The organism is Riemerella anatipestifer, assembly GCF_009670965.2.
In the GTDB taxonomy this organism is placed as follows: Bacteria; Bacteroidota; Bacteroidia; order Flavobacteriales; family Weeksellaceae; genus Riemerella; species Riemerella anatipestifer_B.
In genome coordinates this window covers 1,835,787-1,855,211 of record NZ_CP073239.1, presented here as the reverse complement: position 1 = coordinate 1,855,211, position 19,425 = coordinate 1,835,787, and the positions used below count along the sequence as shown (strand labels likewise).

The 19,425-nt window shown below is 33.2% G+C and carries 14 protein-coding genes; 7 read left to right on the top strand and 7 right to left on the bottom strand.

Translation table 11 applies throughout. From position 1 onward, the window contains the following. Positions 1–4: 4 nt before the first annotated feature. Positions 5–3,922, bottom strand: coding sequence for a type IX secretion system sortase PorU (gene porU, locus D1J36_RS08555; RefSeq protein ID WP_154136759.1), 3,918 nt, complete (start codon positions 3,920–3,922; stop codon positions 5–7). A gap of 223 nt (positions 3,923–4,145) precedes the next feature. Here porU and gldJ point away from each other — a divergent pair, with 223 nt between their 5' ends. Then, positions 4,146–5,759, top strand: coding sequence for a gliding motility lipoprotein GldJ (gldJ, locus tag D1J36_RS08550; protein WP_154136758.1), 1,614 nt, complete (start codon positions 4,146–4,148; stop codon positions 5,757–5,759). A 61-nt stretch (positions 5,760–5,820) separates the two neighbouring features. Further along, entirely contained in the window at positions 5,821–7,095 is a 1,275-nt protein-coding gene (locus D1J36_RS08545; protein ID WP_154136757.1) for a UDP-N-acetylmuramoyl-tripeptide--D-alanyl-D-alanine ligase, read from the top strand. On the opposite strand, the gene D1J36_RS08540 is transcribed toward D1J36_RS08545, so the two are convergent. Then, on the bottom strand, positions 7,078–7,689 hold the full coding sequence (locus D1J36_RS08540) for an NUDIX hydrolase (protein WP_154136756.1): 612 nt from the start codon (positions 7,687–7,689) through the stop codon (positions 7,078–7,080). The genes D1J36_RS08545 and D1J36_RS08540 overlap by 18 nt on opposite strands. A 34-nt stretch (positions 7,690–7,723) precedes the next feature. Between D1J36_RS08540 and D1J36_RS08535 the strand changes: the two genes are divergently transcribed. Then, positions 7,724–8,113 (top strand): hypothetical protein, encoded by a 390-nt coding sequence (locus D1J36_RS08535; protein ID WP_004919176.1) that lies wholly within the window; start codon positions 7,724–7,726, stop codon positions 8,111–8,113. Positions 8,114–8,303: 190 nt separating this feature from the next. Next, the gene (locus D1J36_RS08530) at positions 8,304–9,710 is read left to right on the top strand and encodes a T9SS type A sorting domain-containing protein (RefSeq protein ID WP_154136755.1); all 1,407 of its coding nucleotides are present in this window, start codon (positions 8,304–8,306) and stop codon (positions 9,708–9,710) included. A gap of 35 nt (positions 9,711–9,745) precedes the next feature. On the opposite strand, the gene lptC is transcribed toward D1J36_RS08530, so the two are convergent. Together lptC and D1J36_RS08520 are read right to left on the bottom strand one after the other, a co-directional pair. Next, positions 9,746–10,339, bottom strand: coding sequence for an LPS export ABC transporter periplasmic protein LptC (lptC, locus tag D1J36_RS08525; RefSeq protein WP_154136754.1), 594 nt, complete (start codon positions 10,337–10,339; stop codon positions 9,746–9,748). Positions 10,340–10,357: 18 nt separating this feature from the next. Then, the gene (locus D1J36_RS08520; RefSeq protein ID WP_154136753.1) at positions 10,358–11,629 is read right to left on the bottom strand and encodes a hypothetical protein; all 1,272 of its coding nucleotides are present in this window, start codon (positions 11,627–11,629) and stop codon (positions 10,358–10,360) included. Between the two features lie 141 nt (positions 11,630–11,770). On the opposite strand from D1J36_RS08520, the gene D1J36_RS08515 reads away from it, so the two are divergent. Continuing rightward, positions 11,771–12,892, top strand: coding sequence for an ATP-binding protein (locus tag D1J36_RS08515; protein ID WP_154136752.1), 1,122 nt, complete (start codon positions 11,771–11,773; stop codon positions 12,890–12,892). A 35-nt stretch (positions 12,893–12,927) separates the two neighbouring features. On the opposite strand, the gene purN is transcribed toward D1J36_RS08515, so the two are convergent. The 3 genes from purN to D1J36_RS08500 all read right to left on the bottom strand — a co-directional run bounded on the left by purN (position 12,928) and on the right by D1J36_RS08500 (position 15,652). Then, complete coding sequence (gene purN, locus D1J36_RS08510; protein WP_154136751.1) at positions 12,928–13,488, bottom strand: phosphoribosylglycinamide formyltransferase; 561 nt, start codon at positions 13,486–13,488, stop codon at positions 12,928–12,930. Positions 13,489–13,502: 14 nt separating this feature from the next. Continuing rightward, the gene (purM, locus tag D1J36_RS08505; RefSeq protein WP_154136750.1) at positions 13,503–14,492 is read right to left on the bottom strand and encodes a phosphoribosylformylglycinamidine cyclo-ligase; all 990 of its coding nucleotides are present in this window, start codon (positions 14,490–14,492) and stop codon (positions 13,503–13,505) included. Positions 14,493–14,629: 137 nt separating this feature from the next. Beyond that, complete coding sequence (locus D1J36_RS08500; RefSeq protein ID WP_154136749.1) at positions 14,630–15,652, bottom strand: 3-oxoacyl-ACP synthase III family protein; 1,023 nt, start codon at positions 15,650–15,652, stop codon at positions 14,630–14,632. A gap of 156 nt (positions 15,653–15,808) precedes the next feature. Between D1J36_RS08500 and D1J36_RS08495 the strand changes: the two genes are divergently transcribed. Then, positions 15,809–17,167 carry an orotate phosphoribosyltransferase gene (locus tag D1J36_RS08495; protein ID WP_154136748.1) on the top strand — a complete coding sequence of 453 codons (1,359 nt, stop codon included), beginning with the start codon at positions 15,809–15,811 and terminating at the stop codon, positions 17,165–17,167. Positions 17,168–17,288: 121 nt separating this feature from the next. Next, complete coding sequence (locus tag D1J36_RS08490; protein ID WP_154136747.1) at positions 17,289–19,424, top strand: ATP-dependent DNA helicase; 2,136 nt, start codon at positions 17,289–17,291, stop codon at positions 19,422–19,424. The last annotated feature ends 1 nt before the right edge of the window (position 19,425 follow it).

Genomic DNA, 19,425 nt, shown 5'->3' with positions numbered 1-19,425 from the left:
ATTTTTATTTTAATATTATCATTTTCTCTATTTGAGTAGAAGAGCCTTTGCAAGTCTCCTGATTGGCACTTTTTACAAAAACTTTGTAAATATAAGTACCTTTTCCCACATTTGCACCATAATCATCTGTTCCGTCCCATTCTATTTGTTGTCTTCCCGTTCTAAATCCTTCTCTAAAAGGCTCCGAACTTACCGTCTGACGTAGAGTTTTAACAAGTTTCCCTGTGATAGTATAAATCTGAACTCCTACTTCTAAAACATCAGGACAATTATGTTCAAACTGAATATAAGTTTTATTAGTAAATGGGTTAGGCCAATTTAATAATCTTTTTACTACTAAATTTTCCTCCGCCTGAGGCCTCACTACGAAATTTAACGATGTAGTTGATGAATTATTGTTAATATCCCAAACTTTAAATACCAACTGATGTTCTCCTGCCTTTAGATTTCTGAATGGATAACTCACACTACCTTTCTGATACTCTTTGAGACTAGGATTTACACACCCATTTTCCTCTCCTGGAGTATAGAAGTCATTAAGAACAATGGTATTGATAACTTCTCCATCTAGAGTAACTGTGATATCATGCCCTATACCAGCTCCTGTGGCATTAATACCAGTATCATCTGTAACACAAGCTAAAAGCACAGGGTTTTCATTTGTGATACCTCCATTAACAAAATTAGTATTATTCATGTATAATTTAACCTTAGGAGGTTCATTATCCTTAATACCATTAGGGTTAATACCACCTATTTTAACTATTTCGGACTGGTAAACATCTATCTCTTTATTATTTGCATATAAGAGTAGCCTCCCGTCCCCTAAGCTAAAATCAATATCTTTAGGCATATAAAACTCTATCTCAAAAACCCCATTTTTAACCGTTCCTGAAGTTTTAACAATAGGATTTCCTTCCTCTTTATAGTTGAGTATCGGAGTTAAGTCACCATCATTATTTCGTGTTTTTTTATCTTGTATTTTATCAAATATATTGGCTACTATTCTACCATTAAAGGTTTCATCTAAATTCCCTGAAATAGCATTAACATGACCTTTAATTTTCACAAAATCCAAAGCTCTTATACTTTCCTGAGTTGGCTTTTCTATTTGGTCAATCACAATTCTAGGAGCTGGTCGGCTAAGCCTCATTGCAGGGTCTCCTAACATATTAACTTTTAAATGGTCTGGGTGAACCCCAAAACTGTTCTTTGCCATTAGAAAAGCATCTCCTAAAGTATAGAAGCGTTCTGTATTTTCCTTTTTAAGAATGGAGGCTAAAAATGTATTGGTAAATCTTCTTCCATAAGACACTCCTAACTCCCTACTAGAGGTAATCATCATAGCTGGACCTCCCGATTTTAATTTAAATAAAATTTCTCCTAGAGAAGGTGTATTTGGGTCGTCCCAAAGGGTAAATTCGCAAGTAATAGTAGAAACAAGTGGAAAACGACTATAAGTACTGCTGAAGTTGTTAAATTGGTTAACTTCATTAAGTGTAAGCACTCTCTCTTGAGCCCAACCATTAACGCCACCATGCCCAAAATAGAACAAAAATAAACTATTCCCCATAGCTGTGTTAATCCCCTGTGTGATTTGAGGAAACCTCTGCCCTCCTGCAGTAGCTTCTGGAGAGAATGAATCTAAGTAAAGTTTTCTAATATGATACTCCTTTTTATCTGAAGTGTTAGTTTCAAACAAATTAACTAAAGCCGAATTAATTTCATCGTGGAAAGGAGCCCCTCCATCTCTATCGTCATCTACAACAAAATCCATATTCATTCGCCACTCGCCAAAAGGTGTAGATTGGTTAGGCAAAGCGTTGTAGTATGCTAAAGTTTTATCTATCCCTATTTTAGCTTCTGTTATATTTTTAGCGAGAATTCTTCCAATAGGTAGGTCAGGTAAAACATTGCTCAAAGAAGTGCTTCTTTGTGGCGAAGTCATTACAAAATAATCATCAGTAACATAGGAATTATTAAAATCTAAACTGCTTTCACTTTCATAGGTAGGTACAATATTAGAATTACTACCTGTACGGTTTTTATAGTCGTAAGAACCATCTCCCAACAATAGGACATATTTTAATCTACCATTATTTTTAAGATAAGAAATAAAGTTTCTTATAGCAGTAATGTCTTGTCCACCTGAACTATACTCGTTATATATTTTGCTAGGTTCTACAATCGCTGTTTTAAATCCATTTTTTTGAGTGTGATAATCTGCCAATCTCTTGGCTTCTGTTGCGAAATCAGAGCTTGTAATAATAAGATAATCTACATCTGTAAGAGCCTGTAAATTTTGATTTTCTATCCTACCCACAAAACTAGGCGTATAAGCGGCATCTATTTTAAACGCTACAAACTCATTATTAAAAATATCACTATCAGCAAAATAAGCTAAAGTAAAAAGGTTATTTGCAGAGTTGAGATTCTTTTTGCCCTTAACATTAGTTACATCAGACACATCCCAAACTCTATCAATAGACTCAGAATTACTAATTTGAAAACCATAGTTTTGCATTGAGGTTTCCATAAGTGCAAAATCTCTAAAAATCAATTGAGAACCATTGAATTTTAAAGGCTGTTTGTACTCTATTTCTGCATAGTCTAGATAAAATACAGCATTAGGATTAGTACTTATATTTGGAGTATAATTAAACGTTACTTTATTAGTGTCTGAAGATATAGAAGAGAGGAATAAAACAGAATTATATCCACTTTGTCCAGAAACACTTTGTCCAGAAACACCTTGTCCAGAAATACTTTGTTCAAAAGTATTACCTCCTATATTTAAAGTAATTTTAGTACTTTGAGCATCTTTAGCAATTAATCTTGTTCTAAATTTAACTCTAGAATCCGATGGAGCGTCCGTTAGATTAAAAGTAACTTCTTTTGTACTACTAAAAGCATCATCTACCCATAATCTACCTATCCCTCTAAGGTTATTTTTATCTTCATTGATAAACTGATAGGCATCGTATTCTGTGATAAGGTCGGTTGTGGGTGGGGTATCTTGAACTGTACTAATCCTCTTACCAGCCCCTATGTCAAAATTGATAAAATAATAAGCGTTATCTTCGTAGATATTTTTGTAGTGAGAAGGTCTATCTGTTCGAGTATCAAACTTACGATTATTCCTATTATAAAAGGCATAGCCGTCTGCACCTTGAGCATAAAAGAGAGCATAATCTCCTTCGTCCCATCGTCCATCTTCCTCTCCTACTACTTCTATCGCATTCTCTTGTAAAGTATTATAATATTTATCTAGATTATATTCAGGCAACATAAGCCCGCCATTACCATATATTCTGAAATTTTTAGGATTGATGGAAGACGGATTGATACCATTATCCCTCAAAAACTGACTAGTAATTTTAAATACACCTGATTTATCTACCTTTATTTTATAAAAAGTTCCTGAAGCTAATGGACTAGTTCCTGAAGTGGATAAAATCTTATTCGAATTGTTATTAGCTCTTAAAACTTTACCCTCTTTTTTTAAAGTGTATGAAACTAATTTTTTGAGCTCATTACCTTCCTTTTTTATAGCTTTAATCCTTAAATTAAGAAGAAAACCTTCTCCAAAGGAGTTTTTTTGCACATTTACTTCCGCTTCCTCCTCTGATGTTATTAAAGAAGCATCTAAATCAAATCTTTGGCTATCTTGAAGTTTTTCCCACACCAAATTTGTAACAATATAACTTTCATCTTGGGCTACCTTTGTGGTATTTTGAAGGTATATTTGATTATTATCAAATACTAATTCTTTATTGATAAAACTAGGTAATTTAACCGATTTATTCGTGCCATAACTTAGTTCTGTACTACCTTGCCATTGTATTTGAGTGGTTTGAGCTCCAAAAAAATTACACACCAAAACTATTGCTAGTAGTATATTCTTATTAAGTAATAATTTCATAATGAATATTTCTAATATATTTAGAATAAATCTGTTTTCTTTGCAAAGTAAAAGTAAAAAATTAAAACAATAAAATTTAATTCTTTTCGTTTAGCAAAAAAGGTTAAAATCTATTTTGTAAAGTAGAATAATTTAACTTTCTTTGTAAGCTGAAAATGTTTTGAGATTACATTTTGTTAGTCCTCATCATTATTGTTTAAATAAAAGAAAAATATTATATCGAATGAAAAAACTAAAGTTATTTTCATTATGTGTTTTAGGTTCATCTTTAACCTTAATTAGTTGTGGTAGTGGCAATACCAAAAAAGGTGGAGGTTCAGGTAAAACTACAAGCCTTACAGGCTGGAAAGAAAACGACCAAAAAGGTTGGTTCTTCTCTGGAAAAGAAGAAAAACAGAAAGGACAACCAGGAATGGTATTCGTACAAGGCGGTACTTTTACTATGGGATTAGTGAAAGATGATGTGATGCACGACTGGAACAACACTCCTAGAAGAATGCAAGTAAGTTCTTTCTTCATTGGCGAAACCGAAGTTACCAATTACGATTACCGTAACTATGTAACTTGGTTAAAGTTTGTTTTCCCTTCTTCTGACCCTAGTTTCAAAGATATTTATAAAGGAGCTCTTCCTGACACTTTAGTTTGGAATAACGAACTATCTAGAAATGATTATTCAGAAACATATTTCCGTTCTCCAGCCTATAACAATTATCCTGTCGTTGGGGTATCTTGGTTACAAGCTAACAGGTATTGTGAATGGCTTACGGACAGAGTTGGAGAAAGAATACTAATGGATCAAGGAGTTATTTCTAAAGATTTATATACCAACGAAAGTAATAACCAAGGGCAATCCTCTTTTACATTAGACAAGTATAAAGCGAACGATCCTGAAATGCAGAGTTACATCAATGAGCAAAGACTGAAACAAAAGTCTGGAATCAAAACTGCTAACTCTAGAATCTTAGCTGCCAATAAAGGTAATGGTCCTGCAGTGGTTACTAAATATCGTCTTCCTACCGAAGTAGAGTGGGAATTTGCAGCTCTAGGTTTACAAAAAAATAGAGAGTACAATCTTTATACAGGCAAAATTCCAGAAATAGACAAATTAAGAGGTAACAAAGGTAGAAATAGAGGTATGTTTCTTGAAAACTTTAAGTATGGTAGAGGAGATTATTCGGGTCCTGCTGGTTGGAATAACGACGGCTCTCCTACCACTGCTGATGTAAGACAATATCCTTCTAACGACTTAGGTATTTATGGTATGTATGGCAATGTAGCTGAATGGACAGCTGATGTTTACAGACCAATTATAGACGATGAAGCTAGTGATTTTAACTATTACAGAGGTAATGTTTATAAACAAGTAGTTAAAAATAGTGATGGCACCTTCTCTAAAGTTGATGGTAATAATATCAAATATGATACTTTAGCAGATGGTAGAAGAGTCTACAGAGGCTTACCAGGACAATATGAAAGAGAAATTGTTGATGATAAAAGAAACTTCCGTGATGGAGATTTCATGTCTTCTCTAGGTGCTGGAAACGGAAGAGAACTTGACAGTGCTGCATCTAAAGAGTTTAATATGTATAACTCTACTAAGAGAAGATTCTTTGTAGATGCCAAAGGGAAAGTTATCCTAGAGAAAGATAAAAAGTTTAGAACCTCTAATGTTTCTAATAGCTCTAGAGTAGTTAAAGGTGGTTCGTGGAAAGATACCGCATATTGGCTAGACCCAGGGCAAAGAAGATATAGAGATGAAGCAAGAGCTTACGGTTGGGTTGGCTTCCGTGTGGCACAAGACGCTAAAGACAATATGAACAAAAGAAGTAAAAGATAAACAACTTCCTAAACTCTAAAAAAACCTTTCTTTATTGGAAAGGTTTTTTTATTTTTGGGCTATGAATGTAGAACAGTTTTATCCAACATATTTAAAAAGCAATAAAGTTTCCATTGATAGTAGAACTATTGCTGAAGGTGATTTATTTTTTGCTTTTTCTGGCGAGAATTTCAATGCAGCAACATTAGCAGAAGATGCTATTAACAAAGGAGCCTTAGCCGTAATAGTAGAACAAAAGGAGTACGAAAATATCGGTAAAAATATTTTTTATGTTCCTTCTACTTTAAAATTTTTACAAGAGTTATCTATCTTTCATAGAAATACACTTAACATTCCTATTATTGCTCTTACAGGAAGTAATGGAAAAACCACTTCTAAAGAACTCATAGCTGCGGTATTATCCAAGAAATACAATGTACAATTCACTAAGGGCAATCTTAATAACCATATAGGCGTTCCTCTTACTCTACTTTCTATAAAGCCAGAGCACGAAATTGCAGTGGTAGAAATGGGTGCTAATCATCAGAAAGAAATTGAACTTTTATGTCAAATAGCTCAGCCTGACTATGGCTATGTTACCAATTTTGGAAAGGCACATCTTGAAGGATTCGGAGGTGTAGAAGGTGTTATCAAAGGAAAATCAGAATTATATGATTATCTTAAAAAAGAAAATAAACAAATCTTAGTTAATGCCAACGATACCATACAGGTAGAAAAAACAAAAGACTACTCTAAAATCATTTGTTTTGGAACACCTCAATCTGACTATGATTTCCAATTATTCTATGATAATCAAAGAGTGGGACTTATTTTTGAAGGCGAAAAAATGATTTCGCAACTTACAGGAGCTTATAACTTTACCAACATATCAGCAGCTGTAAGTCTAGGACTACATTTTGGCATTGATAAAAACCTTATTAAAGAAGCCATACAAAAGTACACGCCTACCAATATGCGTTCTCAAATTATGCAAAAAGGAGATAAAACCTTGGTGTTAGACACTTACAATGCTAACCCTAGTAGTATGGCAGTTTCTTTAGAGAATTTTGCTTTGTTTAATGGCAGTAAAACCGTAATCATTGGGGATATGCTAGAACTAGGCGATGCTTCTGAGGAAGAACACAGAACTATTCTTCAAAAAGCACAGTCTCTTAATTTTGATGAAATCATTACTGTTGGGAAACATTTCTCTAGTGTAAATACACAAGGTACAGCATTTCTTAACACTCAACAACTCTCCGAATATCTTAAAACCCAACCGCTAACTACCAAAAACATTCTACTAAAAGGCTCAAGAGGTATTGCTCTAGAGAAAATATTAGACGATATTATTTAATCTAAAATAAAGATTGATTAGTAGTTGTATATTCTTAAATGTTTGAGGATAAATACGCTCTTGTATTTCCTTATGCGACTTCCACTCTACTTTGCTTATACCTTCTTCTATCTGTGGAGAAGGCACTTCAGAGCCGTTGTATTTCATCGTAAACCAATAGGTTTTCTTGAGTATTCTTTTCTTTTTTTCGGTATAAATGTGATAAGTTTCTTGTAAGAAATCTAACAGCTCTAAATCTGTAATCCCTGTTTCTTCTTCTACCTCTCTTACAGCAGCTTCTTTTACACCCTCGCCTTTCTCTAGTTTACCTTTAGGCAAATCCCACTTCCCTAGCCTGTGTATAAATAAAATTTTATCCTCTTTATTTACTACCAAACCTCCTGCCGCTTCTACAATATGAAATAAAGATTTAAAGCACTTCCACAATTCGTCTACATTAGAAGCGTAAACACAAACCTCTCTTGTAGAAGTTTTTTCTAGTAGCTCTATCCCTTCTTCTATATTTTTCTCATCAGTAAATATTATGTTATGCTCCGTACTTTCGGGTTGATTACTGATGATTAATCTTTTTTCATTGATAAAAACTTTATACATTTGCGGAAGTTTAATAATTTAACAAAAATAAGAAATGAATTTAGAAGGAAGAAAAATTATCGTAAATAAATCAGCAAAACAGTTATCTGAAATGTTAAAACGCCCAGAAGATTACAAAGAACTGATGCCTGAAGGACTACAAAAATTTGAAACCGTAGCTGATGGTTTTAAGTTCGGACTTAAGGGTATGCCAGAAATCGCCCTTAAAATAGACGAAGTAAAAGAAGGCGAAAAAGTAGTATTAAAGTCTGCTAGTTCTAGCTTAGACTTTGGTCTTACAGGAATGATGAACGCTATTAACGAAAACCAAACAGAAGTTCAGCTTTTATTTGAAGGAAAATTTAATCCTTTTATCAAAATGATGGTAGAGAAGCCACTTCAAAACTTCATCAATAACTTAACGGATAAGATAGAACAGTTATAACTCTATAATATCAGCCTTACTTAGCTATTACTATTTTCACAATAGCGTCCTAAATAAATTTTTAACACATACTTAAAATATTGATATTTAACATATTATATATTTTTAACATAGGTAATTTCATTGTTAATCAATTACTTAAATATTTAGGACACTATTGACTTTTTATATTAACTTAAAGAAATAAATTATGATAAAGAAAATATTTTTTCTTACTTTAATCTCCTCTAATATTGCTTTTTCACAAATATCTTCATTGGATGGCACTTTTGCTATTAACGGAATTTATACTCAAAATGAATCTTCTAAACAATGGGATAACTCTAAGTTATTACAATTAGATGATGGGAGTTTGTATTTTATCAGACAAAGAACAAATTCAGTAACGAATAAAGAGGAAGATATAATAACAAAGTTAACTCCTAACGGAAATATTGATACTTCCTTTGGAGTCAATGGTGAAATAAATTTAGGCTATAATGTAGCTGATAATGGTTTGGCGATGAGACTGCAAAATGATGGTAAATTAATTGTTGCAGGAGGTGTTATCGATACTAAAATCATGAGGATTTTACCTACAGGGCAAGTTGATCTAACATTTGGGAATAATGGTAAAACTACTTTGATGGGGAGTGGGACGAACTCAACCTTTGATAATCAAAATCTTTTGATACAAGGAGATAAAATAATAGTTTATACAAGTATTCCTGATAATAAAATATTTAGACTAAATTCTGATGGAACAATTGATTCTTCTTTTGGTTTAAATGGTTCTGCTTCGACAATAGCAGATCAGATTTTTATAGACTCTTCTAAAAATATTGTTGGATTGAAAGGTGTTTCAAACAATCAATATTCCATTCAAAAATTTGATAACAATGGACAACCATTAACCAATTTTGGCATTAGTGGGATTCTAAATATAACTACTTCTAGAAATTTTGACAGTATATTTCAGGCGTATTTAGATAATGATGATAATATCATTTTTTCTGCAGGTTCAAATGATGGAGTTTTATATAAAATTAATTCAGATGGGAATTTTGATAATAATTTTGTTTTTGATTTCGTATCTCATCCAATACTTATAACAACTATTAATAAAGTGGGAGATTTATATTACATTGGAGGTGCTGAAGTTGATAATAATAATGAACTAAAAAGTTTATTTATTTCTGCAGTTAATCAGCTAGGTAAGTTATCTTCAAAATTTAGTTATTATGTAGAGCCTAATCTTAATTTAAAATTTATTGAAAGTATGGTTGTAAATCCTAATAACATTTTGGTTTCAGGTAGTTTTTCAGATGTAAATAATAGCAAAAAATTTGTCGCAAAGTACAATACTGTAGCATCTTTATCAACTGTTGAAAAATCAAGACCCGAAAATTTCTTCGTTGAAAATCCAGTATCTACAAAACTTAATTATATATCAGATAGAAAAGTCCAATCTATTAATTTATTTTCCATAGACGGAAGATTTCTTAAGAAATTAAATAGTGATAATAACGATGTTTCCGACTTAAGCAAAGGAGCTTATATGATTCAGATTCAATTTCAAGATGGGGAACTGGTAAATAAAAAAATTCTGAAAAAGTAAAGATATCAGCTTAATATATTAAATAAATATTAAGCTTATTTCCCCATTTCAGGGATTGCCTTAGCGCTAAAGTTTCCAGAATTGTTATACAAAACATATTCAGAGAAGTCGTCTTTGGCATTCATTCCTCCAGAAGCCACAAAGGTATTCCCGTCTTTATCGGTAATAAATACAGTGTCTTTGGTGTACATTTTATTATTCTTTTTGTCCCAATAGATAGACTGCATTACAAATGTTTGTCCCTCGTTATTGATGACTTTTACATTACCCTTGGCTTCGTAGAAGTCCTTTTTTTGTATTATTTTGGCATAGTTTGCCCATAGTTTACCTGGTACTTTAGGCTTCTTTTTATCATAAAACTCTAGGTAAAGCCCTTTCTTAATTTCCACATAAGGCGTGTCTATAAACTCGTACTCTTCTAAAAGAGGAGCTTTAAACCTAACTTTTATCGCTCCAGAGTCTCTTTGCACAATATCTGCGTTATAAATAATCCTAGAAGCAAAGTTGGTCGGTTTATTTTGATTGTACTTGGTAAGGTCTTCCTCACAAGAGGTTAAAACAAAAAATATAGCCCCCACAGATAGGGTAGCTATACTTTTAGTTAATATTTTAGCTATTGCTTGTTTCATTGATAGCCAACTCCAATATTAGTCGTACTGGCGTTTGTTAAACCATTTATCGGCAAAATTAAGCCCTATTTTGAAGTTGATAAATCTTTCAGAGATAAGATTATTGCTCAAAGCCCCTCTCTTACCTAAATCAATTCCTAAATCAATTCCGTTCATTCTCATTACATTAGAATTTTGGAACGGAAATGTCCCTCCAAGGCTGATACCATACTCATTGATATTGGTATTATTGATGTTAAGATTGCCTTTTTCATAGTAAGCTCCATAACGGTAGATAACTCTAGAAAAATAGTTTCTAAAATCGTTATGGTTCGGTAGATACCACCCTCCCACTGCTATACGGTAAGCATCTTTAAACGTAGCAGGAGCTCCCGAAAACTTTACTGCTCCACCTTTGGTATAATCCATTTGAGCTGAAATAAACCACTTAGCATCATGCCCTAGACCAAGCCCTAATGAGGCTCTTTGTGGGATAATATCGTTCTCCTTATAGCTTTCCTTAGAAATCACCGTTTCGTCCACCTTTTCTTTACCATAGTAGTAATAGGTACTATTGAGGTAAGAAGCATCTATAGTTCCCATATTTCCGAAGGTGTAGGTAGCCCCTATCGTCATTTTTTTGTCTTTAGGTAATTTCTTTTGATATACAGAACCTAAAGTAAAGTTCCAACTTTTTATCTTTCTAGAAGTTTCAAAACCGTTGATGAGCTCTGCTCCAGAGATAGCCACTTCTTCTCTATCTATAATCTTCCCAAAATAGAAATTACTTCTTAAACCTAAAGAGAAAGACGGCGTAATCTGATACCCTATGGCAGACTGAATGGTATTGAGCGTACCTTCTCCTGTGAAAGAATTAGCCTGTGTTACACTTCCATTCACTGTGGTTTGAGAAAGAATATCATAACGCTTAGAGCTGTAAGGCTGATAGCCTAAACCAAACTTAACCTTCTCCGAAAGTGGAAATGCTATAGAGATGTTGGATAAATAAGAAGAATGCTTAGTAACATCTAGATTGTTATAGTTAGACTTGAGGTACTGATTGTCATTATTTACCTGTACTTTAAAAGCCGTTAAACCAAAATTGGTATTTGCGGCTGGGTTGCTAAAGTTAAAACTATTGTTAAAGTCCCAAACATAAGCCGTAGAAATCCCTGCCATAGCACTTATTTCCGCAGTATTATCATATTTAGTATCTCCTATTCCAAAGGCAGCATAGGGCGAATTACCTATATTCTGTGCAGACAATAATCCTGCAAAAATGATGAACGATGCGTTAATGATTTTCTTCATTATCTATATAAATATCTTAATCAGAACGCAAATATCCTAATTATAAATGAAATGAGAAAATTTAAAAGGCGTTAAAGTTTGTTAAGGCGTTACAGAACCTAAAAAAATTGGAAAATAGAGAGATTTTAGTATCTTTGGAACATGAATTGGGAAGCGGTTATTGGTCAAAATAAAATTAAGCAAACTCTACTAGAAAGCATTGATAATAATAGAGTAAGCCATGCTCAATTATTTTTGGGAGAAAGTGGCTACGGGACTTTAGCTCTAGCTCTAGCCTACGCCCAAGAAATCTTAAAACGAGAAAACCAAAAGTCCGCTACCAAAGTGGAGCATCTTAATCATTTAGATGTTCATTTTAGTTTTCCTGTGTTTAGAGATGATAAGGGGAAATCTGTAAGTAGTTTTTTCTTTGATACTTGGCGGGAGATGATGCTTAAAAACCCTTACTCCGAACATCACGACTGGGTAAACCAACTAAATGCTGAAAACAAACAACTCTATATTTCTGTAGATGAAATTCTAGATAAAAGCGAAAAGTTTAGCCTCAAAAGTTTTGAAGGTGGTACCAAGATACTCATTATTTGGAATGCCGATAAAATGCGTGAAGACGCAGCAAACAAATTCCTTAAATTTCTAGAAGAACCGCCTGAAAAAACTATTATTATCCTTACAGCTAACTCTTCGGAGGTGATGCTTCAGACAATACTTTCTCGTTGCCAAATCATTCAGGTTCCTAGGATTGAAGAACAAGATTTAAAGGAAGGCATTAGACATCTTACCTCTGACGAAGATAAAATTAAAGAAGTCCTACACCAAGCTCAAGGCAACTATAACACCGCCTTAAAGCTCATTACTGCAGAAAATTCTGACGAGGAGTATGAAGACTATTTTATACAATGGGTAAGATTAGCTTTCCAAGCGAAGAAAAATCCTAAAGTATTAAAAGACCTTATTATTTGGGCTAAAAATATCTCCGAATGGAACAGAGAAAAACAAAAAAACTTCTTAGAATACTGTACCGAGATGTTTCGTTTGGCAATGTTACAGAATTATGGTGTCCAAAATTTAGTTTATAAAAGACTAATGAAAAACAATTTTAATTGGGAAGCTTTTTCTAACTTTATCCACGGTGCAAACATAGAGGATATCCTTTCTGAGATTTCTGATGCGGATTATCACCTTAGCAGAAATGCCAATGCGAAAATTCTATGGACGGATATGGGAATTAAACTAACAAGGTACATTCATAAAAGTAGTTCTTAAAAACTAAAAAAAGGCGTTTTGTAACGCCTTTTTCATTATTTCAATAGCATCTCTACTGCTTTTGGTAGGATTTTATATTCTATCTCGTGTACTTTAGCAGCTATACTTTCAGCGGTATCATTAGGAGTTATTTTAACTTTGTCTTGTAAGATAATATCTCCTTCGTCTATTCCAGAGGTTACAAAATGTACCGTAGCACCCGTTTCTTTTTCTCCTGCTTCTAATACGGCTTCGTGAACATTCATTCCCCACATACCTTTACCTCCAAATTTTGGTAATAATGAGGGATGTAAATTAATCATTCTACCCTGATACTCTTCAGTTAATGGTGATTTTATGATAGATAAGAAACCCGCTAAAACAATCAAATCCACATCTTTAGGAAGTCGTTCTTTTAATTCAGAAGAAAAGTTTTTTCCTCTTTTAATCATTAAAGTTTCTATTCCGTGGTTACGAGCCCGTTCTAAACCATAACAATCTCTATCTGCAACCACCATACTTATTTGGGTGTTGCTAATTTCTTTGTTTTCTATTGCTTCTATCAATCTTTGGAGGTTACTCCCCGAACCAGAAACTAGGACTACAATATTTTTCATATTCTTAGACAAGTCTAGTGTAGTACAATTTTTTCTGAATGTTCTTCTATAACTCCTATCTCGTAAGCATCTTCAACAAGAGATAATACCTTATCTTTATCCGCTGAATCTACCACAACTATCATACCCACTCCCATATTAAATGTGCCGAACATCTCTATTCTTTCTACACCACCTCTTTTCTCTAATTCTAGCATAATTTCAGGAATTTTTATTCTTGAGGTATCAATTTTAGCACATAATCTATCAGGGATAATTCTAGGAACATTCTCTATAAGTCCTCCGCCTGTAATGTGAGCAATTCCTTTTAAATCTACCTCTTTCATTAGTTTATGAATAGGCTGATAGTATAACCTTGTAGGTTCTAAAAGAGTCTTATAAATAGGCTCTCCATTGAACTCTTCATAAAAATCAGGAAATACTTTTCTAACTAAAGAAAAACCGTTAGAATGAAAACCAGAACTTGGCAAAGCAATAATAGTCTGACCCTTTTCAATTTTAGAACCATCTATAATTTGGTCTTTCTCTACAATTCCCACACAGAAACCTGCCACATCGTAATCGCCTACTTGGTACATTCCTGGCATTTCGGCAGTTTCACCACCAATTAAAGCACAATTGTTATCCTTACAAGCCTTTACCATTCCTAAAACTATTTCTGCTGCTACATCTGCATCTAGTTTTCCACAAGCCAAATAGTCTAAAAAGAACAAAGGTTGGGCTCCATGACACAAAATATCATTAGCACACATCGCAAAACAATCTATCCCTATAGATGAATATTGTTTGGTGTCTAACGCTATTTTTAACTTCGTCCCTACTCCGTCTGTACCGCTTACTAAAACCGGATTTTTATAATTAGAAATTTCATAAAATGCCCCAAAACTTCCTAAATTATTAAGTACATTTTTGTTGTGAGTTTCGGCTACGGCAGATTTTATTTTATCTACGGTTTTGTACCCTTCTTCCTTATCTACTCCAGCAGATTTGTAAGTATTACTCATTTTTAACTTTTTATTTTTTTATTAGTCCACAAATATAATGAAAAACGAGAAATTATTTAATAATGTACTAAAATAAAAGACTTGAAATGTATATCTAATTTCAAGCCTTAATCTTAATATATTAAAAAAGTATCTGATTAGTATTCAAATAAGACACTTCCCCAGGTGAATCCACTACCAAAAGCAGCAAGACAAACCAAATCGCCTCTTTTTATTCTTCCTCCTTCTACAGCTTCGCAAAGAGCAATCGGAATAGAAGCTGCCGTTGTATTACCGTATTTCTGTATATTGATGAATACTTTATCTTCAGGTAATTTAAGTAATTGCTGAACATACTGTGCAATTCTAATATTAGCTTGGTGAGGTATCAACATATCTAAATCCTCTACCCTTTTCCCCGCTTTATCCAACGCTTCCAAGATACTTTCAGGGAAACGAGTAACCGCGTGTTTAAACACAAAATTACCATTCATATAAGGGTATAGCTCTTGCTTGGTAATTGCATTGGTATCGTTCAGTAGGCGGTCGCTCCAACCGTGTTTAGTACCTGGAAATTTTACGGCTAATTCTTCTGCATATTTCCCTTCAGAATGCATATTAACTGCTAAAATGTCTCCCGAATCTTCAGAATTGGAAGCTGATAGAACCATTGCTCCTGCCCCATCTCCGAAAATAACGGAAACACCTCTACCTTCATCAGAAAAATCTAATCCAAAAGAGTGTATTTCGGCACCTACAACTAATATATTTTTATAAACATTTGCTTTTATAAAAGCATCGGCCACACTCATAGCATAAACAAAACCAGAACATTGATTTCTAACATCTAATGCTCCTATAGTATTACAACCTAACATTTCTTGCAAAAGCACCCCACAACCAGGGAAATAATAATCTGGAGATAGTGTAGCAAAGATAATATAATCTATATCCTTAGCCTCCAATCCTGCACTTTTAATTGCTTTTTCCGCAGCCTTAAAACCTAGATAAGCCGTAGTTTCTTCTGTATCATATCTATTTTTACGATGTCTTCTTTCTTTAATCCCTGTTCTCTCTGTTATCCACTCATCATTAGTGGTCATTAGTTTTGATAAGTCATCATTAGTTACTACATTATCAGGAACATAATAGCCTAATCCTTTAATAATACTTTTTTGCATAACTTAATTTAAAATAACAAAAATAATGTTTTGATAATAACCTTCAAAATGTTTTGGATTATTTGGTCTTAATACATACAAACTATTAAACCAAAGTGTTTTGTGAAAATTTTTAGATTTAGGTCTAAAATACTAACTTTGCAAAAACCTAATCTAATGAATCTAAAAAAAGACTTTTTCCTAGAATGTTATCAACTAGGAATTATCAAATTTGGAAAATTTACACTAAAAAGTGGTATAGAAAGTCCATTTTATGTGGATTTAAGACCATTAGCTTCTAACCCTAAAATTCTGAAAAAACTAGCGACTTATCTTCTAAATCTTACAAATACGCAAGATACAGAGTTGATATGCGGTGTGCCCTATGCGGCGCTGCCTATGGCAACAGCAATGTCTTTAGAGAGTGAAATACCACTTATCATTAAAAGAAAAGAAGCTAAAGCCTATGGTACTAAAAAACTAATAGAAGGAATTTATAAGGAAGGACAAAAATGCCTTTTAGTAGAAGATGTGATTACTAGTGGCAAATCTTTACTTGAAACTATCCCTGAAATTGAAAAAGAAGGGATTAAAGTAACCGACATTGTAGTAGTGCTAGACAGAGAGCAAGGAGGAAAAGAATTATTAGAAAAGCAAGGCTACCGTGTGCATACACTATTTGGAATAAGAGAAGTCTGCGAAATACTTTACCAAGAAAATTTATTATCAGCAGAGGAAATAACGCAAATAAATCAGTTTTTAGACGGAAATCCTATTCAGTTTCAGGAGAAAAAAAGACTTTCTTATGAGTCTAAAATTGTTCACGCTAAACAGCCTGTTGCTAAGAAATTATTAGAAATAGCCTTAGAGAAACAGTCTAACCTTATAGCTTCTGCTGATGTTATCACAACCAAAGAACTGCTAGACTTTGCCGACAAGGTAGGACCTAATATCGTAGCTTTAAAGACTCACATTGACATCATCACCGATTTTGATTTTGATAACACCATACTTCCACTCAAAGATTTGGCACAAAAGCATAATTTCTTATTGATGGAAGACCGAAAGTTTGCGGATATTGGTAATACTCAAGAATTACAATATTCTTACGGAGTTTATCGCATTTCGTCTTGGGCGGATTTAATTACTTCTCAAGTGATTGGTGGAGCTTCTTCTTTAGATTATTTCTTAAATTCGGGAGTGATTGCCATTTTAGGAATGTCTTCCGAAGGCACACTTACAGATGCTAATTACCGTGAGAAAGCTATTAAAATTGCACAAACACACCCTAATGTTATAGGTAGCGTTTCTCAAGATGCTTTACCTGAAGAGATGCTTCTTTTCACGCCGGGTATCAATCTTGAAGACAAAGGCGATTCTAAAGGACAACAATACAACACACCTGAATACGCCTTTAAAAAACTCCATACCGATTTTATAATCGTAGGTAGAGGTATTTACAAATCTGATGACGCAGAACAAGCCTCTCTAAAGTATAAAATAGAGGGTTGGAAGGCTTATCAAGAATCGTTATAATAATCACAAAGAGCTATGTTTGCTCTATTGATGCCCCCGCAAACATTAAACAGATAGACAAATGAACAAAAAAGCCAACACTTCTGCATCACATTACCGCACCGAAAAATAGAAAGCTGAAATGACACTAAAAGAAACATTTTCAAAATATACACTAACACAGGGACAAAACTCACTTCTTGATGAATTAGAGCGGTTTCTATGTGATAATTCAACTTGTTTTCTATTGAAAGGTTATGCAGGAACAGGTAAAACTTTTATGATGAAAGGACTTACCGATTTTCTTACGGAAACCAAAAGAAGCTTTAGAATTGCGGCACCGACAGGGCGAGCTGCGAAAGTGATTTCGCAAAAAACCAAACGAAAGGCTTATACTATCCATAAAACGATTTATTCAAGTAAAGACCTAAAAGAATTCAAAGTAAAAGACGAGGACGGAACTGAAACTTTTAAATTCTACTACGAACTCAAAAATAACGAAGATCCAAACAATACAATCTACATTATTGATGAAGCCTCAATGCTGTCAAATGTATATTCAGAAGGCGAATTTTTTAGATTTGGTTCGGGCTACCTACTCAAAGACTTGATAAACTATATCAACTTTGATAATAACGACCACAATAAAAAGATAATATTTATAGGAGATAACGCACAGTTGCCACCTGTAAATATGAATTTTTCGCCTGCACTTGACAAAAAATATTTACAAGAAAACTTCAATCTTGTTTCAAATGAATTTGAACTTACAGAAGTTGTAAGGCAAAAAGCAGAAAGCGGAATTTTGCATAATGCAACCAAACTACGACAATCATTAAAAGCAAACATTTTCAATCAACTTGATATTGAAACTAATTTCAAAGACATCAATAAAACAAAATACGAAGAGTTATTGTCAAAATATCTTGAAGCTTGTAACAATACAATTGACGAAGAAACAATGATTGTTGCATATTCAAACTCATCAGTAAAGGAATATAACGATTTTGTCAGAAATCATTTTTTCCCAAACCAAAATAAGATAACAGTAGGTGACAAAATAATTTTAGTCAGCAATAACTACAATTATCCGCAAATGGAACTTTTAAATGGCGATTTTGGAATTGTAAAGGAAGTTGCACCAACGAATGATGAAATCAGAACAATCTCACTAAAACGAAAAAACAAAAAAAACGAAACGATTATAGTCAGCGTTCCTCTTACTTTTCGTAATGTTACAATTGCATTCACTGACGAAGATTTTAAGAAACACGACATTGAATGTAAAATCATAGAGAACTTGCTTTACTCACATCAAAGAGATTTGAGTTCAGATGAGTTGAAAGCCCTTTACATTGATTTTAAAATCCGAAATCCAAAACTAAAAGCAGGATCAAAAGAATTTAAGGACGCTTTGCGAAGCGATAAGTACTTTAACGCTTTACGAATTAAATTTGGTTATGCTGTTACTTGCCACAAAGCACAAGGTGGAGAATGGACTAACACATTTTTGAATTGCAAAACATCAATGGAGTATTTCAATCCAAGTTATTTTCGTTGGCTTTATACAGGTATTACAAGGGCAAAAGAAAAATTGTTTACGCTTGATGAACCACATTTTAGCATAGCAAGCAATATTCAACCGCCCAAAATTGAAAACATTAAACCAACAGAAAATATTCTTAAATTAAATACAGAAATTTCAGAAATAGAATTGCCATTTGACTTTTCAAATCAAACGTCTTTTGTGAAACATATTTATCTTGCAATTAGTGAGTGTTTGAAAGATGAAAATGTAAATATCAGCAACATTCGTCACACCAATTATTTGGAACATTACACCTTTTCGCAAGGAAATGAAGTTGTAATTTTCAAAATCAATTACAACAGTCATAATAAAATTACAACCATACAAAAGCCAGCAAACTCAACGGAATTTACTGAAAGCATTTATACGAAACTTGCTAAACTTCAAAATAAGATAATCATAATTGCAGAACCCGAAACAAACGAAGCGGAATTTGAGTTTGAACAATCATTTCAAAAAGAGTTTTACGAGAATTTAAAGGGAAAATTACAGCCTTTCAATTTTCAAATAGCCAAAATTGAACACAAACAATACCACGAGATTTATGAAATAAAGAAAAACGGTTTTACAGCGACATACAAATTTTGGTATGATGGAAATTTTAGGTTCAAGAAAACTGAAATTATTCCGTCAAGAACAACAGGTTTAGTTGAGGAAATAAACGAACTCTTATTAGAAAAAATATTTTGAT

Coding starts and splice junctions, on each gene's coding strand:
- porU (WP_154136759.1), bottom strand. CDS start 3,922: ATGAAATTATTACTTAATAAGAATATACTACTAGCAATAGTTTTGGTG.
- gldJ (WP_154136758.1), top strand. CDS start 4,146: ATGAAAAAACTAAAGTTATTTTCATTATGTGTTTTAGGTTCATCTTTA.
- D1J36_RS08545 (WP_154136757.1), top strand. CDS start 5,821: ATGAATGTAGAACAGTTTTATCCAACATATTTAAAAAGCAATAAAGTT.
- D1J36_RS08540 (WP_154136756.1), bottom strand. CDS start 7,689: ATGTATAAAGTTTTTATCAATGAAAAAAGATTAATCATCAGTAATCAA.
- D1J36_RS08535 (WP_004919176.1), top strand. CDS start 7,724: ATGAATTTAGAAGGAAGAAAAATTATCGTAAATAAATCAGCAAAACAG.
- D1J36_RS08530 (WP_154136755.1), top strand. CDS start 8,304: ATGATAAAGAAAATATTTTTTCTTACTTTAATCTCCTCTAATATTGCT.
- lptC (WP_154136754.1), bottom strand. CDS start 10,339: ATGAAACAAGCAATAGCTAAAATATTAACTAAAAGTATAGCTACCCTA.
- D1J36_RS08520 (WP_154136753.1), bottom strand. CDS start 11,629: ATGAAGAAAATCATTAACGCATCGTTCATCATTTTTGCAGGATTATTG.
- D1J36_RS08515 (WP_154136752.1), top strand. CDS start 11,771: ATGAATTGGGAAGCGGTTATTGGTCAAAATAAAATTAAGCAAACTCTA.
- purN (WP_154136751.1), bottom strand. CDS start 13,488: ATGAAAAATATTGTAGTCCTAGTTTCTGGTTCGGGGAGTAACCTCCAA.
- purM (WP_154136750.1), bottom strand. CDS start 14,492: ATGAGTAATACTTACAAATCTGCTGGAGTAGATAAGGAAGAAGGGTAC.
- D1J36_RS08500 (WP_154136749.1), bottom strand. CDS start 15,652: ATGCAAAAAAGTATTATTAAAGGATTAGGCTATTATGTTCCTGATAAT.
- D1J36_RS08495 (WP_154136748.1), top strand. CDS start 15,809: ATGAATCTAAAAAAAGACTTTTTCCTAGAATGTTATCAACTAGGAATT.
- D1J36_RS08490 (WP_154136747.1), top strand. CDS start 17,289: ATGACACTAAAAGAAACATTTTCAAAATATACACTAACACAGGGACAA.